The 13,886-nt window shown below is 62.6% G+C and carries 15 protein-coding genes; 5 read left to right on the plus strand and 10 right to left on the minus strand.

Annotation, left to right across the window (positions count from 1 at the left end; translation table 11 throughout):
- From NFV80_RS12735 to NFV80_RS12745, 3 genes are all read right to left on the minus strand, one after another.
- Positions 1-595: HipA N-terminal domain-containing protein (locus NFV80_RS12735; protein WP_296758893.1), on the minus strand; the 595-nt coding region annotated here is incomplete at its 3' end.
- Positions 596-639: 44 nt separating this feature from the next.
- Complete coding sequence (locus tag NFV80_RS12740; RefSeq protein WP_296758896.1) at positions 640-993, minus strand: helix-turn-helix transcriptional regulator; 354 nt, start codon at positions 991-993, stop codon at positions 640-642.
- 245 nt (positions 994-1,238) lie between these two features.
- Positions 1,239-2,060, minus strand: coding sequence for a helical backbone metal receptor (locus tag NFV80_RS12745; protein ID WP_296758900.1), 822 nt, complete (start codon positions 2,058-2,060; stop codon positions 1,239-1,241).
- Positions 2,061-2,096: 36 nt separating this feature from the next.
- On the opposite strand from NFV80_RS12745, the gene NFV80_RS12750 reads away from it, so the two are divergent.
- Positions 2,097-2,822, plus strand: a complete 726-nt coding sequence (locus NFV80_RS12750) for an SDR family NAD(P)-dependent oxidoreductase (protein WP_295327635.1) — start codon at positions 2,097-2,099, stop codon at positions 2,820-2,822.
- Between the two features lie 14 nt (positions 2,823-2,836).
- Here NFV80_RS12750 and NFV80_RS12755 read toward each other — a convergent pair whose 3' ends face one another.
- From NFV80_RS12755 to argS, 4 genes are all read right to left on the minus strand, one after another.
- Positions 2,837-3,604 carry an SDR family oxidoreductase gene (locus tag NFV80_RS12755; RefSeq protein ID WP_295327633.1) on the minus strand — a complete coding sequence of 256 codons (768 nt, stop codon included), beginning with the start codon at positions 3,602-3,604 and terminating at the stop codon, positions 2,837-2,839.
- Between the two features lie 89 nt (positions 3,605-3,693).
- A complete protein-coding gene (locus NFV80_RS12760; RefSeq protein ID WP_295327631.1) occupies positions 3,694-4,341 on the minus strand; it encodes a thiol:disulfide interchange protein DsbA/DsbL in 648 nt (215 codons plus the stop codon).
- A 13-nt stretch (positions 4,342-4,354) separates the two neighbouring features.
- Positions 4,355-5,170, minus strand: a complete 816-nt coding sequence (locus tag NFV80_RS12765; RefSeq protein WP_295327629.1) for an SPOR domain-containing protein — start codon at positions 5,168-5,170, stop codon at positions 4,355-4,357.
- Positions 5,171-5,202: 32 nt separating this feature from the next.
- The gene (gene argS, locus NFV80_RS12770) at positions 5,203-6,972 is read right to left on the minus strand and encodes an arginine--tRNA ligase (RefSeq protein ID WP_295327627.1); all 1,770 of its coding nucleotides are present in this window, start codon (positions 6,970-6,972) and stop codon (positions 5,203-5,205) included.
- 217 nt (positions 6,973-7,189) lie between these two features.
- Between argS and NFV80_RS12775 the strand changes: the two genes are divergently transcribed.
- Together NFV80_RS12775 and NFV80_RS12780 are read left to right on the plus strand one after the other, a co-directional pair.
- Positions 7,190-8,185, plus strand: a complete 996-nt coding sequence (locus NFV80_RS12775) for a glycosyltransferase family 2 protein (RefSeq protein ID WP_295327625.1) — start codon at positions 7,190-7,192, stop codon at positions 8,183-8,185.
- 19 nt (positions 8,186-8,204) lie between these two features.
- Positions 8,205-9,767: a glycosyltransferase family 39 protein gene (locus NFV80_RS12780; RefSeq protein WP_295327623.1), complete on the plus strand. Its 1,563-nt coding sequence runs from the start codon at positions 8,205-8,207 to the stop codon at positions 9,765-9,767.
- Here the strand turns inward: NFV80_RS12780 and NFV80_RS12785 are convergent.
- Entirely contained in the window at positions 9,730-10,122 is a 393-nt protein-coding gene (locus NFV80_RS12785) for a GtrA family protein (RefSeq protein ID WP_296758904.1), read from the minus strand. The two genes, NFV80_RS12780 and NFV80_RS12785, sit on opposite strands and share 38 nt — an antisense overlap.
- Positions 10,123-10,124: 2 nt before the next feature.
- Here NFV80_RS12785 and NFV80_RS12790 point away from each other — a divergent pair, with 2 nt between their 5' ends.
- On the plus strand, positions 10,125-10,973 hold the full coding sequence (locus tag NFV80_RS12790) for a ChbG/HpnK family deacetylase (protein ID WP_295327619.1): 849 nt from the start codon (positions 10,125-10,127) through the stop codon (positions 10,971-10,973).
- A 34-nt stretch (positions 10,974-11,007) separates the two neighbouring features.
- Complete coding sequence (gene ubiB, locus NFV80_RS12795; RefSeq protein ID WP_295327617.1) at positions 11,008-12,540, plus strand: ubiquinone biosynthesis regulatory protein kinase UbiB; 1,533 nt, start codon at positions 11,008-11,010, stop codon at positions 12,538-12,540.
- A gap of 256 nt (positions 12,541-12,796) precedes the next feature.
- Here ubiB and NFV80_RS12800 read toward each other — a convergent pair whose 3' ends face one another.
- Both NFV80_RS12800 and NFV80_RS12805 read right to left on the minus strand, forming a co-directional pair.
- The gene (locus tag NFV80_RS12800) at positions 12,797-13,225 is read right to left on the minus strand and encodes a thioredoxin family protein (RefSeq protein ID WP_296758908.1); all 429 of its coding nucleotides are present in this window, start codon (positions 13,223-13,225) and stop codon (positions 12,797-12,799) included.
- Positions 13,226-13,277: 52 nt separating this feature from the next.
- Positions 13,278-13,886: response regulator (locus tag NFV80_RS12805; protein WP_296758910.1), on the minus strand; the 609-nt coding region annotated here is incomplete at its 5' end.

A 13,886-nucleotide genomic window follows, 5' to 3' on the forward strand; every position in this document is an offset into this window, starting at 1 on the left:
TGTCGCGGTTGCCGGCGACGCCGTCGAACTTCAACAGCCAGTAATCGAACCCTTCACCGGCCGCGATCTGTCCCGAACGCACCTCGTTCGTCTCGCGGTTCCACGCGATCACCGCCTTCGCCCGGGCTCCGCCGGCGGACGTACCGACCTTGAGGATTTCGTTCAGCGCTTTCTCGCGGCCGGCCCCGGCGAAGGTGGCCGTCAGCTCGTTGCGATGCGCCAGGACCTCGGAGGCCAGGCGCACGAGTGCATCGATCCCCACTCTGGTCGCCTTGCGTGGCCGCGGTCCCAGTACCGGTGAGAACTCGATCGCCCCCATACCGCGTGTGCCGGTGTAGCACAGGCGCTGGACGGCATCGAAGCTTTCCGGTGTGCGCCCCTGCGTCGCCAGCCAGGCATTGATCAGGGCGTTGCCGAACTTGTCCGGCAGTGAATCGGCCAGCAGCCCCGGCAGGCCGTGAAAGGTGTTGCGCGGCAGAGCGGGAAATTGATAAATCCGGTCGCTCAGCGGCATCACCAGCGGAGAAAGCTCGATTCCGCTGCGGGCAAACTCGGGGTCGTACTGGAAGGCCGCGTGGTCGCGACCAGTGTCCATCGAGACTGCTCCTATCGTCCGCCCCCAGAGCCGGACTCGCGCGATCACGCCTCATTCCCCCAGGTCCATTGCTTCGCCTTTGCGAGGGCTGCCTTGCGGCCGGTGGCCCGTTGCCGTTGCCGGCCGCGTAAATCGAGTTGCGCGAGAGGACTGGCAATAGCTTCGGGGATCAGCGAATCAAGGCGATCGAGCAAGCCAAGCGCCCGACATACGCGAACGAAGCCCGACAACTGGGTGGCTGTTTCACCGGATTCGAGCCGTTCGACCGTTCGCTTGGCGACTCCCGCTTCCTCGGCCAATGCTGCCTGCGTCATGTTGCGCTCCAGCCTTGCTTCTGCCAGACGTTGTCCCAGTTCGCGAAGAACGGCTGCATCGGTCAGTGTGGTGGAAATCTTCATGAAGCGTCATATTCGGCGAATTAAAGGAATATGGCAATGTTTTTCGCCATTATTGACGAATTAAAGTAAATCGTCTTTTCCGGCAAGAAGTCGATCGGTGAGTCATAGAATTCGCCTCTTACGGCGAATTGCAGCGATGCTATCACAATGAACCCAGTCCTCGCGTTGCCTCAGCAAGCGTTCAGGCACCGGGATCAGGAAATCCGTTATCTCGACACGGATTGCGGCGACCCGTCGGCCGATGGTCAGCCAGGTCCGGCGGGCAGCAAGCCTTGTGTCAGATGGGCGCGCAATTCTCGCAGGTAGCGCAGTCCGGCGATCGCCCGGCTGCCGTACCAGGAGACCAGTTCGCCGTCGATCAGTTCGATACGCGTGTCTGGCAGCAAAGTTGCCAGTTCACGCTGGTGCTGCACGCGAAACGGATAGGGTTCGCTGGAAAGAAAAACGACCTCGGCTTCGCGCGCCAGCATGGGCAGGTCGATCTCCGGGTAGCGAGCGGTGCTGGCGAGCGGCAGCGTGTCCCAGCCGGCCGCCGCGAGCATGTGCGAGATGTAGGTGTCGCGGGCGACGCCGAGCCAGGGGTCCCGCCAGATCAGGTAGAGCACGCGTTGGCGTGGCAGCGAAGCGGAGAACTCGTCGAGCGCGGTCCAAGCTCTTGCAAAATCGGCGCACAAGGTCGCGGCTTGCATCTCGCGCCCGAAGACACCGCCCAGCAGGCGGTAGAGTTCGAGGTTGTCGTGAGCCGTCAAGGGGTGGGTGACGATCAGCTGCGGCACGAAGCTGGTCAGAGCTTCGACTTCCTCGCGGCGATTTTCGTCGATGTTGACCAGCACGTGCGTCGGCTGCAGCGCACGCAGCTTGTCGACATCGAAGCCCTTGGTGCCGCCCAGTTTCGGCACTTGCCGCACCACCTGCCGCGGATGAATGCAAAAACCAGTGCGCCCGACCAAGTCCTCAGCGAGACCCAGGGCAACCAGCAATTCCGTCAGGCTCGGCACCAAAGAGACGATCCTGGGCTTTCCCTGGTACCGGTGATGCACCTTGCCGAGCGCGTCAGACCATTGCATGATAGGAATCCAGACAAAGAACAACAGGAGACATCGATGCTAGCTCAGAAACTTGCGGTAGTGACCGGCGCGGCACGTGGTATCGGCTTCGCCGTGGCACGCGATCTGGCTGCCGCCGGCTGCATGGTACTGATGGTCGGGCGCTCTGCCGAAACGATCGAAGACGCCGCCCGCCAGTTGCGCGAAAGTGGCCATGATGTCTTGGTGCACGTCGCGGACGTGACCGACGCCAGTGCTGTTGCTGCACTGGCCGCGCGACTGCGCCGCGAGTTCGGCAGGGCCGACATCCTCGTCAATAATGCGGGGGTCTTCCTGGAAGCGCGTGACTTCGCCGTTCCACAGGCGGCCAGCGTCTTTGTCGTCGATCCCGAAGTGGTCGCCGCAACCTATGCGTGCAACGCGCTGGCGCCGTTGTGCCTGATCCAGGCGGTAGTACCACTGATGCGCGAAAACGGCGCTGGGCGGATCGTGAATGTCACGTCGAGCATGGGGCAGCTCAGCAAGATGGGGGGCTTCTGGCCGGGCTATCGGATGTCGAAAGCCGCGCTCAACGCACTGACGCGTCTCACCGCGAGGGAACTCGAAGACAGCGCGATCAAGGTCAACGCGGTCTGCCCCGGCTGGTGCCGGACTGCGATGGGCGGGCCGGACGCAACGCGCAGTGCGGACGAAGGGGCCAGGGGAATCGTCTGGGCAGCGCTGCTTCCCGACGATGGCCCGAGCGGCGGCCTCTTTCGCGATGGCCAGCCGATCGATTGGTGATCTGCGTTGGACCGTCAGCCGGGCAGCACCTGCCGCGGTTTGCGCGGCGCGCCGGCAAACAGGCGATCGTAGAGGGCGTTTGGCAAGAGGCGGAGAAGTTTGGCGACGATGGCCATTTGCCAAGGAATGACGACGTAGCTGCTATCTCGATCGATCGCGCGCGCAAGGCGCTGGGCAGCCACGTCGGCCGACAGCAGGAAAGGCATCGGGTAGGGATTGGCGTCGGTCATCGGTGTCCGGACATAGCCCGGACACATCGTGAGTACCTTGACTCCGGTATCGCGCAATTCGACGCGAAGACTTTCGAGGTAGCTGATCGCCGCTGCCTTCGATGCGCTGTACGCCTCGACACCGGGCAAGCCGCGGATTCCGGCGACCGAGGCGATGCCGACCAGCCGCCCACCACCGGCGGCGCGCATACGGCCGATGAAAGGCGAGAAGGTCGCCGCCATGCCGAAAAAATTCACCTCCATTACGCGCCGGATGAGGTCAAGATCCTCGGACCGCTCGCTCAGCGTGCCGACCGAGACGCCGGCATTGGCGATGACGATGTCGGGAACCCCACGGCGCGCGACGAAGTCCTCGGCAGCCGCACGCAGCGCCGCGGCATCGGTCACTTCCAGCGGGTAGCAGTCGACCTGGTCCGGCCAGTGAGCCGCGAGGTGCTGCAGCAGTTCGCCCCGGCGCGCGACTATTGCGAGTTGCGCCCCGCGTGCCGCGTAGTATTCGGCCAGCGCCCGACCGATTCCCGATGAAGCGCCTGTGATGAAGACTTTTGACATCGGATGGGGTGCGGGCTGGCGGGTCGGCATGTGCGCCATCACTTCCGCCTTACGGCCGTACGGGTCGCTAGCGGCCGAGCGATTTCCCGCTATTTCTTCTTGCGTTCGCTGCGCGCCATGCCGATCACCTGGTCCGTCAGCATCGGAAGTTCGGCAAGGCTCTTGATTTCCTTGCCGGTCACCAGATACTTGCCATCTACGGCCATCGCCGGGACCCCCTGAATCTTGTACGCCTGCGACATCTGGTCGGCGCGCCTGGCTTTGCTCACCACTCCGAAGGAGTTGTAGGCATCGCTGAACTTCTTCGCATCGACGCCTTGCGCAGCCACCCACTCGGTGATGCTCTTGTCGTCGTAGAGCTTGCTGCCCGTCTTGTGCAGGGCGTCGAAGACAGCGCCGTCGAGTCTGGACAGATCACCAGTCGTCTCCAGCGCATAGTAAAGCCGGGCCAGACTTGCCCACTGCGGGCGTCCGAATGATACCGGGACGCGCTTGAAGGTTACGTCGGCTGGAAGCGACGCCGACCACCTGCTGACTGTCGGGTGGAATTCGTTGCAGTGGGGGCAGCCGTACGAGAAGAACTCGATGACCTCGATCTTGGCAGGATTGTCGGTCATCTGAGCCGGGACGATCGGCAGGTAATCGCGGCCGACGACGAGTTCTGCGCGCACCGGCGCAACCACCGCCAAGGTTGCCAGGGTGATGGCCAGAAACCATCCCGAAAAGCGTGCATTCATGCGCTTTCTCCTTTCAGTCTTTCTTGACCACGCTGGCATCGATGCCCTGCTTGGCGAGGTCGGCACGCAAATGATTCACTTCTTCCATCTTGTGGTAGGGACCCAGCCGGACGCGATACCACACCTTGTCCTGCAGCATTACCTGCTGAATGCGTGCCTCAGCCCCAAGCAACGCCAGACGCGCCTTCTGGTTGTCCGCGTCGGTCGCCGTCTGGAAGGATCCGGCCTGCAGATAGATCGGCTCCTTGAGTGCCGTTTCCGTCTTGCCCTTGGTGCTGTCTGCGGTCTTCCCGTCAATGTTCTTGTTTTCGGTGGCCTTGCCTTCACCGATCTTGCCGCTTGCCGTCTTTTCGTCGACGCTCTTGCCGCTCGCCATTTTCTCTTCGGCGTTCTTGCTGTTCGCCGACTTGCTCTCCGACGGTTTGGCGTCCGTAGATTTCGCGTCGATCGATTTCGTCTCGCCCGCCTTGGCGGCGGCCGGCCTGTTCTCTTCCGGTGTCGGGTCGGGGATCGCCTCGGCCTTTCCTGGCAGAATTTTGTAAAAATCGAAGCGCGGCTTTTCGGCGACCGGGTCGCCTGGCTTGCCGGGCAGCGCCACGGGCGCCGACGCAGCCGCCGGGGTTTCCGGCGAAGCCGGTGTCGGCGACTTGCTGGCGACCGGTGGTGGCAGTTTCGGTTGCTGGCCGGTTGTCGTGAACGGCAGCGGCGCCTTGTTGATGTACCAGACGACGCCGGCGACGCCGATCACGCCGATCACCAGGCCGATGAACAGGCCGAGCAGCGTGCTTCCTCCCGACTTCCCGGCGGGTGGTGTCTTGCGGGGTTTCATGTCACGACTCATGGAAGTCCTCTGTTCGGCGATCACATCGATTCCGGGCAACTCACCCCGAGAATCGTCATCCCGTTGCGGATTACCTGCCTGACGGCAGCGACCAGCGCGAGACGGGCGTTCTGCTTCGCCGGGTCATCGATCAGGATGCGCTCGGCATTGTAGTAGCTGTGAAACTCGGCGGCCAGATCCTTGAGATAGAAAGCGATCAGGTGTGGCGCAAGCTCGCTGGCGGCTGCCTCGACGACCTCGGGGAATTCGCCGATGCGGGACGCCAACGTCAGCTCGTAATGGCTGTCGAGGACGGTCAGGTCGGCGGCCGCAAGCGCCCGCACCTCGCCGCCCCACAGCGCCAGCACCGAACAGACGCGGGCATGGGCGTACTGGATGTAGTAGACCGGATTGTCGTTCGACTGGCTCTTGGCGAGATCGAGATCGAAATCCAGGTGCTGGTCGGACTTGCGCAAGACGTAGAAGAACCGGCAGGCGTCGTTGCCGACATCGTCACGCAGCGTACGCAGCGTGACGAACTCGCCCGCGCGGGTAGACATCTGTGCCTTCGCTCCCGAGCGGTAGAGCACGGCGAACTGGACCAGCGCCACATCGAGCTGTCCCGGGTCGAGGCCCAGTGCCTGGATCGCGCCCTTGACGCGCGGAATATAGCCGTGGTGATCGGCCCCCCAGACATTGATGATGCGCTCGAAGCCACGTTCGTACTTGTTGAGATGGTACGCGATATCCGAAGCGAAGTAGGTGTATAGACCGTTGTCGCGCTGTACGACGCGATCCTTCTCGTCACCGAAGGCGGTCGACCGGAACCAGCGCGCGCCATCCTGCAGGTAAAGATGGCCGGCCTTTTCGAGCCGATCGACGCAACGTGCCACCAAACCCGTGGAAAACAGCGATTGCTCGGAAAACCAGACGTCGAAATGTACGCCGGACTGTTCGAGATCGTTCCGGCAATCGGCAAGCTGTTCGGTGAGCACGAAGTCATGCAGGTAAGCCCATTCCTCGCCCAGCAAGTGCTTGGCCCGGGCGATCAGCGCATCGAGGTGGGCTTCCCGCTGCTGCACGGCGGCGGCGTCGGTTCGCGTCGTTTCTGGCAGTCCCGGCAGACCGCCACTGATACTGCTGGCCGCGTGCAGGAAGCGGTCAGCGTGGCTTGCCAACAATTGCCGGGCCATGTCTCCAACGTACTGGCCTTGATAGGCGTTCGGTGGAAAGGGAAGGTTCGTCGTCGGTCCGTGCAGTTCGAGGTAACGCAGCCAGGTAGACACGGCCAGGATATCCATCTGCCGTCCGGCATCGTTGACGTAGTATTCGCTGGTTACCTCCCAGCCGGCGTACGCGAGCAGCTTGCAGAGACTGTCGCCATAGGCTGCACCACGGCCATGCCCGACGTGTAACGGGCCGGTCGGGTTGGCGGAAACGAACTCGACCAGCAACTTGCGCCGGGCACCGACAGTGGCACGGCCGAAAGCAGCGCCCTGTTCGATGGCGCCGCGCAGCACGGCGAGTTTGGCCGCTGCCGACAGACGGAAGTTGATGAAACCGGCGCCGGCGACCTCGGCCGATTCGACCAGCGACGAATACGGCAACTCCGATACCAGCAGTTGTGCCAGCTGCCGCGGATTGCGCTTGAGCGACCGTGCCAGCTGCATTGCCAGATTGCAGGAGAAGTCACCGTGTGTGGCCTGTCTCGGTCGCTCGATGTGGATGGCGGCAGCGGATTCGTTTGGCGCAACACTGCGCAGTGCAACATGCAAGAGCTCGGCAAGGTGGGACTTCAGGTCGTGGCTCATCGGGGCGCGTCTGGCATAGAATTTGGTCAAGCCTCTGATTATACGACGCACGAATCGCCTGCGGGCGACTGATTGGCGGCGCCAGTCGGCATCGCCGGCATTGCTTCGCTGCCGAAAGCGCCGCCAGTGCTATGACCTTGTGCTATACTGCGACCTTGGCGTCGACGCTGGCGACGCTCCCTTTCGCCAGCGAAACTCGTGCCTCCGGAATTTGATCATGACCTCAAGTATGACTCCTTCCCTTCGCGACGGTCGGCGAACCGAAAGGCCACGCATCAGTTGCGTCGTCCCGGCCTTGAACGAGCACGACAATTTGGCCGTGCTCCTGCCGAGCCTGGTTGAATTGTTGCAGGAAATTGGTTCTGCCTGGGAAGTGATCGTCGTCGACGACGGAAGCACCGACCATACCCCACAACTGGTGGCGGCTTTCGCAACGAGCAACCCGGGGGTGTATTACCTGCAGTTTTCACGCAATTTCGGAAAGGAGGCGGCGCTCAGCGCTGGTCTCGAAGCGACCAGCGGCGAGGTAGTGGTTTGTCTCGACGCGGACCTGCAACACCCTCTGGAACTGATCCCGGAGATGCTGGCGCGCTGGCGGGCTGGGGTCGACACGGTCTACGCGGTCAAGAGGCATCGCCGCGAGGAGCCCTGGATCAAACGCGTGGGCGCGTCTACCTTTTACGCCATTCTCGGGCAGGGGCAGCGACTCCGCATTCCCCCCGATGCGGGAGATTTTCGCCTGATGGACCGGCAGGTCGTCGATGCGCTGCTTCGCCTGCCCGAGCGCACTCGCTTCATGAAAGGGCTGTATGCCTGGGTTGGCTTCAAGGCGGAGTCGATCCCCTACGTTCCCGCCGAAAGATTGCACGGCGAAACCCGCTTCAATCTGCTGCAACTGATTCAGTTTGCGGTTGACGGAATAACCGCTTTCTCTACCTGGCCTCTGCGCGCATTCAATGTGGTGGGAAGCATCGTCGCCATTCTCGCCTTCCTCTATGGCAGCGACCTGGTCATCGACTATTTCATCCATGGGCACAACGTCTCCGGCTGGACGACCATCGTCACGGGGATGTTCTTCTTCTCCGGAATCAACCTCATTGCGCTGGGTACGATCGGCGCTTACATCGCGCGGATTTTTGACGAGGTGAAACAGAGGCCGCTCTATGTGATCAAGCAGAACGTCGGGCAGAAACTGTCCGACCGGCAATTCTGAGAATGTCGGCAGGCGCAAATTGGCCACGCTGTCCAGGCTGATCGATAGTCGCTCGGCCTTGCCGCTGGTCCTGGTGGTGGCGCTGTGGCTGACGCTCACCGCCGGACTCCGACCATTGATGCTTCCGGACGAAGGCCGATACGTCGGCATTGCGTGGGAGATGCTGATCAGTGGTGACTGGCTCGTTCCGCGCCTCGACGGTCTGCCGTTTTTTCACAAGCCGCCGTTGTTCTACTGGCTGAGCGCTTCGACCATGGGCCTGGGTGGCGCACACGAGCTGCCGGCACGGGCGCCGTCGCTGCTGGCGGCAATCTTGGCGGCCACCGCGCTCTATCTGTTCGTTCGGCGTTACCGGAACAGCCAAGTGGCTACGCTGGCAGTCGTCATCCTCTGCACGCAGCCGGGTTTCTATGCCGGCGCCCAGTTCGCCAATCTCGACATGCTGGTTGCCGGGATGATCTCCTTGACCATCCTGTCGGGAGCGGACTCGCTCTTGCGCCGAGAACGGGCTCTGCCGTGGCGCGCTGCGCTGGCCAGGACCTACATCCTTGCCGCGGCGGGTGTTCTCGCCAAGGGACTGATCGGCATCGTGCTGCCGGCCGGCGTGTTGCTGTCGTGGTTGCTTTGGCGCCGGTCGTGGCGGTTTCTTTCGATGCTGTTCTGGCTTCCCGGGTGGCTGCTCTTTCTGCTGATCGCGCTGCCGTGGTTCTTCTGGATGCAGCATTCCTTTCCCGGATTTTTCGACTACTTTTTTGTCTACCATCACTTCCAGCGGTTTTCCCAGACCGGATTCAATAACCAGATGCCCCTCTGGTTTTACGTTCCGGTGATTCTGCTCGGTGGCTTGCCGTGGTCGCCATGGTTTGCACGCGTAGGTCAGAAGTCTTTCCGCGGGGCGGTCGAGCCAAGTGGCGTGCGCAGCCTGATGGCGATCTGGCTGTTGCTGATCGTGCTCTTTTTTTCGCTGCCCAGCTCCAAGCTGGTCGGTTACATCCTGCCGGCGATTCCGCCATTTGCCTATTTCCTTGCCGACTCGTTCTCGGCGTGGTTCGACCGCGACCGGATGCGAGCCGAAAGTTGGTATGTGCGCACGCTCGCTCTTGCCGCGATATCCTGCCTCGCGCTGGTCGTTGGCGTTGCCGTTACCGACCGCGCCTCGGCAAAACACCTGGCGAGTGCCGCCAAAGGGGTATTCGCGGCGCCGGAGCAATTGGTCATGGTCGACGAGTATCAATACGACCTGGCGTTCTACCTGCACGCGCAGCAAGCCAGTTGGGTGGTCAGCGCCTGGGACGATCCGGAAATTGCCAGCCAGGACAACTGGCGCAAGGAACTTGCCGATGGCGGCGCATTTGACCCTGATGCAGAACACGCGGTATTGCTCACGCCCGCACAGCTCATCGCAAGGCTCTGTGATTCCGACGCCAGAGCGGTATGGATCTGGGGCCGACGACGGGCGTCCGCCTTATTTCCCTGGTTGCCCGAACAGTCGGTGTTCGGCGCCGACCAGAAGCACATTCTCTGGCGTCTGGAGCCGACGACGCTCAAGACGCTTTGCTCCGAAACGCCCAGACGCGACTGAGAATGAAGGTCAACAAGGCGATCGCCACGAGAATCGCCGCCAGCAGCAAGTCATAGGGGATGTCGGTGACATGGAGCAGCCAGGCGTAGCAGAACTCGTTGATGAGGAAACCGGCAGCCGATACGAGAAAGAAGCGACCGCAGGCAGTCGCCAGAGACTTTCGCTGCTGACGAAAGGTCAGTCGATAATGGCCGCTGAACGAAACCAGAAAAGCTGCCAGCCACCCGACCACATTGGCGGCGAGCGGCGGCAGTTGCCAGGAGACGACGCAAGCGATCGCAACCAGCCAATGGGTCGTCGCCGCGGCACAGCCGACGGCGACGAACCAGCCAATCTGGGTGAATATTCCAATCATGCATGGGATCCGCAAGTAAGGTGCTGAATAATTTCCCTGAGGCGTTTCCCAAGCGAATCGCCATCTGCGCCGACGATTTCGGACTGGCCGCGGGTATCGACGAAGGAATTCTTGCATTGGCCCGGCTGGGCCACCTCAGCGCAGTCAGTTGCCTGACGCCGGGGACGGCACTGCCCTACCATTCGGCTGCGCTGGCACAGTTGCCGGTGGACCTCGGACTTCACCTGAATTTTACCGAGTCGCTGGTTGCCGATCAGCTCCATCTGCCTCTGGCGCGCCTGATCGCCGCCTGTTATACGCGCCGCTTGCCGCCGCTACTGGTGGCCTCGACGATCGCGGCGCAGTTCGACGCTTTCGAGGCGAACTTCGGGCGTCCGCCTGCTTTCATCGACGGCCACCAGCATGTCCACCAATTGCCGGTGATCCGCGAGCTTCTACTGGAAAGCATCGGTCGGCGCTACCCGGGGCGGGTCATCTGGCTACGCTCGACGCAAACTGCGCGCAATTCAACGGTCGCTCGGGCTGACCAACGGAAGGCCCGACTCATCGCCCTGCTCGGCGCTCGCGCATTGCGTCGCCTGACGACCGCCGCCGGCTTGCCGATGAACCGACATCTGCTCGGCGTCTATCGATTTTCGGCAAGCTGCGAACAATACAGGAAGCTCCTGCAGGCGTGGTTCGCCGATGCAGGCAGTGGCGACCTCCTGATGTGCCATCCGGCGGTCTCGGCGCCTGCCGGCGACCCTATCGGGCGGCAGAGGATGCGAGAATTCGCGGTCCTCTCCGACAAGCACTTCCCGACCTGGATCGATGCGAGCGGATTGACCGTTTCCCGCTTGCTTTCTGTGTAAACTCGCGATTTTGCGGTCCTGAATCCTGCTCGCCGTGCGCATCTTCCGCCTCGCCAAAATTCTGAGCATTGCGAGCCGCTACGGCCTCGACGAGATGATCCTCGAGCACGAACCAAGCGGTCGCCTGGCGGCGCTGTCGCGCACCCTGCATTTCTGGCGCAAGTTCGACGAGTCGCCAGCGGTCCGCCTGCGCCTGGCACTGGAATCGCTCGGACCGATCTTCGTCAAGTTTGGACAGGTGCTGTCCACGCGCCGCGACCTGCTGCGTACCGACATCGCTGACGAACTTGCCAAACTGCAGGATCGTGTGCCACCGTTCTCATCCGAGCTCGCGTTGGCCCAGATCGAACAGGCCTATGGCCGGCCGGCCAGTGAAGTATTCGCAGAATTCGCTGCGACGCCGGTTGCCAGCGCCTCGATCGCCCAGGTCCATTTTGCGCGTCTGCGGCCGGAGGACGGCGGTCACGAAGTGGCGGTCAAGGTTCTGCGGCCGGAGATGCACGGCGTGATTGCCAACGATCTGGCCCTGCTCGACACCTTTGCCGGCCTGCTGGAGAAGCTGTGGTCGGACGGCAAGCGCTTGAAACCGCGGGAAGTCGTGGGCGAGTTCGCCAAGTACCTCTACGATGAACTCGATCTCATGCGCGAAGCGGCCAACTGCTCGCAATTGCGGCGCAACTTCAGTGGTTCGCGACTGCTGCAGGTCCCGGAGGTCTACTGGGATCAATGCACGACGACGGTGATGGTGATGGAACGTATGCGTGGCATTCCGATCAGCCATACGGATGCGCTGATCGCTGCCGGCATCGATCTGCCGGCCCTGTCACGTGCGGGCGTCGAAATATTCTTCACGCAGGTGTTCCGCGATGGTTTCTTTCATGCCGACATGCACCCGGGGAACATCTTCGTCGCCACCGATCCAGTGCACCACGGCAGCTATATCGCGCTCGACTTCGGCATCGTCGGCACGTTGACCGACAACGACAAGAACTATCTGGCACAGAACTTCCTGGCCTTTTTTCAGCGTGACTACAAACGGGTGGCGACGGCGCACATCGAAGCCGGCTGGGCGCCGCCCGAGACGCGCGCCGACGAGTTCGAGGCCGCCATCCGTGCAGTCTGCGAACCGATTTTCGACCGGCCGCTGCATGAAATTTCCTTTGGCCGTGTCCTGCTGCGCCTGTTCCAGACCTCGCGCCGCTTCAACGTCGAGATCCAGCCGCAGTTGGTCATGCTGCAGAAAACGTTGCTCAACATCGAAGGCCTGGGCCGGCAACTCGACCCGAACCTCGACCTCTGGAAAACCGCCAAGCCTTTCCTCGAACGCTGGATGAGCGAGCAACTCGGTGGCCGTGCCTTCCATCGCGGTGTGCAGCAGGAAGCTCCCTACTGGGCGCGCACGCTGCCGCAGATGCCCAGACTGTTGTACGAGGCGCTGGCAAGGTCCAAGGCGCCCGATCTCGCGCCGCTGCTCGGCGACCTGGCGCGCACGCAACGCCAACAGGGTCGCTGGCTGGCGATAATCGCCCTGCTGCTGGCCGCCCTGCTGCTCAGTCAGTATCTGTGAACTCCCGACGCATGCGTCTGCCGTTCGCTTGCCGCGCCAGGCCGTTCCTTGCCAGCCGGGTTCGATCATCACTTTCCATGCACGCGCTGCCGACTTCCTGACATGCTACGGTGGCCTGTCTGTCCGTTGGCCGTCAGCCGGTAGACGGCCTGATCATGATAGCGCGCTCCTTGGGAACTTCGGGCAGCACCGCGACACAACGGACAAGGAGCATGCCGCGGCGACAAGTGCAACGTCCGGATGTTCCGGGCATCGACTAAGCGGAGATCTGTCGCAGTTCGGCGTGGTTGAGCCGCAACAGGTCTTCGTCTTCTTGCCAGCGCTGTCGCTCCGCGTTGGAGAATGCATACTCCCGGCTGTCTTCGGCACTTTGCTCGAGGAACACTGCCAAAGTCCTGCGCAAGTGTTCCGCAGCCGGCGGCATGCTGCCGTAGAAGAGCACCCATTGCCGGCGCTTGATGAGCAGCGTGGGGAAGTTCTCGACTTCGAGATCACCGAGCGCATCTGCATGTTCCTCGATATCCAGCCAGAAGCACGGCAGCATCGGGAACTGTCGGGCGACCTCCTCGAAGCCGCTGCGGTATTCTCGGCAGACACCACACCACTCGGCGCACAGGCAGACCATTAGGAACTCCCGGGCAGTAAGCTGCACGTGGCTTGCCGACATGCGCTCGGGCGGACTCACCGACTGGCCGTCCTCGCCGGCGTGTGGCCACCGCTCGTCGCTGTCCGGGTCATCAAGCGCCGGCCTGCGCCAGCAGGAGTTGCTGGATATGGTGGATCAGTTGCTCTTCCGGATACGGCTTGCCAAGCACCACATCGACCCCCGCGGCGGCGGCAGAGGCACGCAACTGCTCGCTGTCGGAGGTCACCAGGATGATCGGGAGATGGACCGTGCGCGGGTCGCAACGCACACGACGTACCAGTTCAAGTCCGTCAATTCCCGGCATGTCCACATCGGTTACCAGCACGTCGGGGACCGAATTCTCGATCTGCTGCGCGGCGTCCAGCCCATCCTCAGCCATCACCACCTGGTACCGGTGCGCGTTGAGCAGGCGGCTGGTCTTGACTCGTACCACTCTCGAGTCGTCGGCGACCATCACCACGGTCTGTTCCGCGGTCTTGACCGCGCGCGCCGCCAACCGGGCTTCGCCAGCGCTTGCTGGACGTCGTGCCTCCTCTGCGGCCTGACGCCCCTTTTCGCGTTCGATCGCTTCCTCTACGGCACGCAGTTCGGCTTCTTCGCGGAGCAGGGCTTCTTCGACGGCCAGCCGGTCGGCCTCACGGCGGGCGGCGTCCTCGGCGGCCTTGCGCTCGGCCTCACGGCGGGCGGCGTCCTCGGCGGC

Origin of the sequence: Accumulibacter sp., assembly GCF_023806565.1 — a bacterium.
Classification (GTDB): Bacteria; Pseudomonadota; Gammaproteobacteria; order Burkholderiales; family Rhodocyclaceae; genus Accumulibacter.

What these genes read in the sequence shown, in the direction of transcription:
- NFV80_RS12765 (WP_295327629.1), bottom strand. Translation starts at nt 5,170, where the DNA reads ATGAAACCCCGCAAGACACCACCCGCCGGGAAGTCGGGAGGAAGCACG.
- NFV80_RS12790 (WP_295327619.1), top strand. Translation starts at nt 10,125, where the DNA reads ATGGGATCCGCAAGTAAGGTGCTGAATAATTTCCCTGAGGCGTTTCCC.
- NFV80_RS12740 (WP_296758896.1), bottom strand. Translation starts at nt 993, where the DNA reads ATGAAGATTTCCACCACACTGACCGATGCAGCCGTTCTTCGCGAACTG.
- NFV80_RS12785 (WP_296758904.1), bottom strand. Translation starts at nt 10,122, where the DNA reads ATGATTGGAATATTCACCCAGATTGGCTGGTTCGTCGCCGTCGGCTGT.
- NFV80_RS12750 (WP_295327635.1), top strand. Translation starts at nt 2,097, where the DNA reads ATGCTAGCTCAGAAACTTGCGGTAGTGACCGGCGCGGCACGTGGTATC.
- NFV80_RS12775 (WP_295327625.1), top strand. Translation starts at nt 7,190, where the DNA reads ATGACCTCAAGTATGACTCCTTCCCTTCGCGACGGTCGGCGAACCGAA.
- NFV80_RS12755 (WP_295327633.1), bottom strand. Translation starts at nt 3,604, where the DNA reads ATGTCAAAAGTCTTCATCACAGGCGCTTCATCGGGAATCGGTCGGGCG.
- NFV80_RS12745 (WP_296758900.1), bottom strand. Translation starts at nt 2,060, where the DNA reads ATGCAATGGTCTGACGCGCTCGGCAAGGTGCATCACCGGTACCAGGGA.
- NFV80_RS12760 (WP_295327631.1), bottom strand. Translation starts at nt 4,341, where the DNA reads ATGAATGCACGCTTTTCGGGATGGTTTCTGGCCATCACCCTGGCAACC.
- argS (WP_295327627.1), bottom strand. Translation starts at nt 6,972, where the DNA reads ATGAGCCACGACCTGAAGTCCCACCTTGCCGAGCTCTTGCATGTTGCA.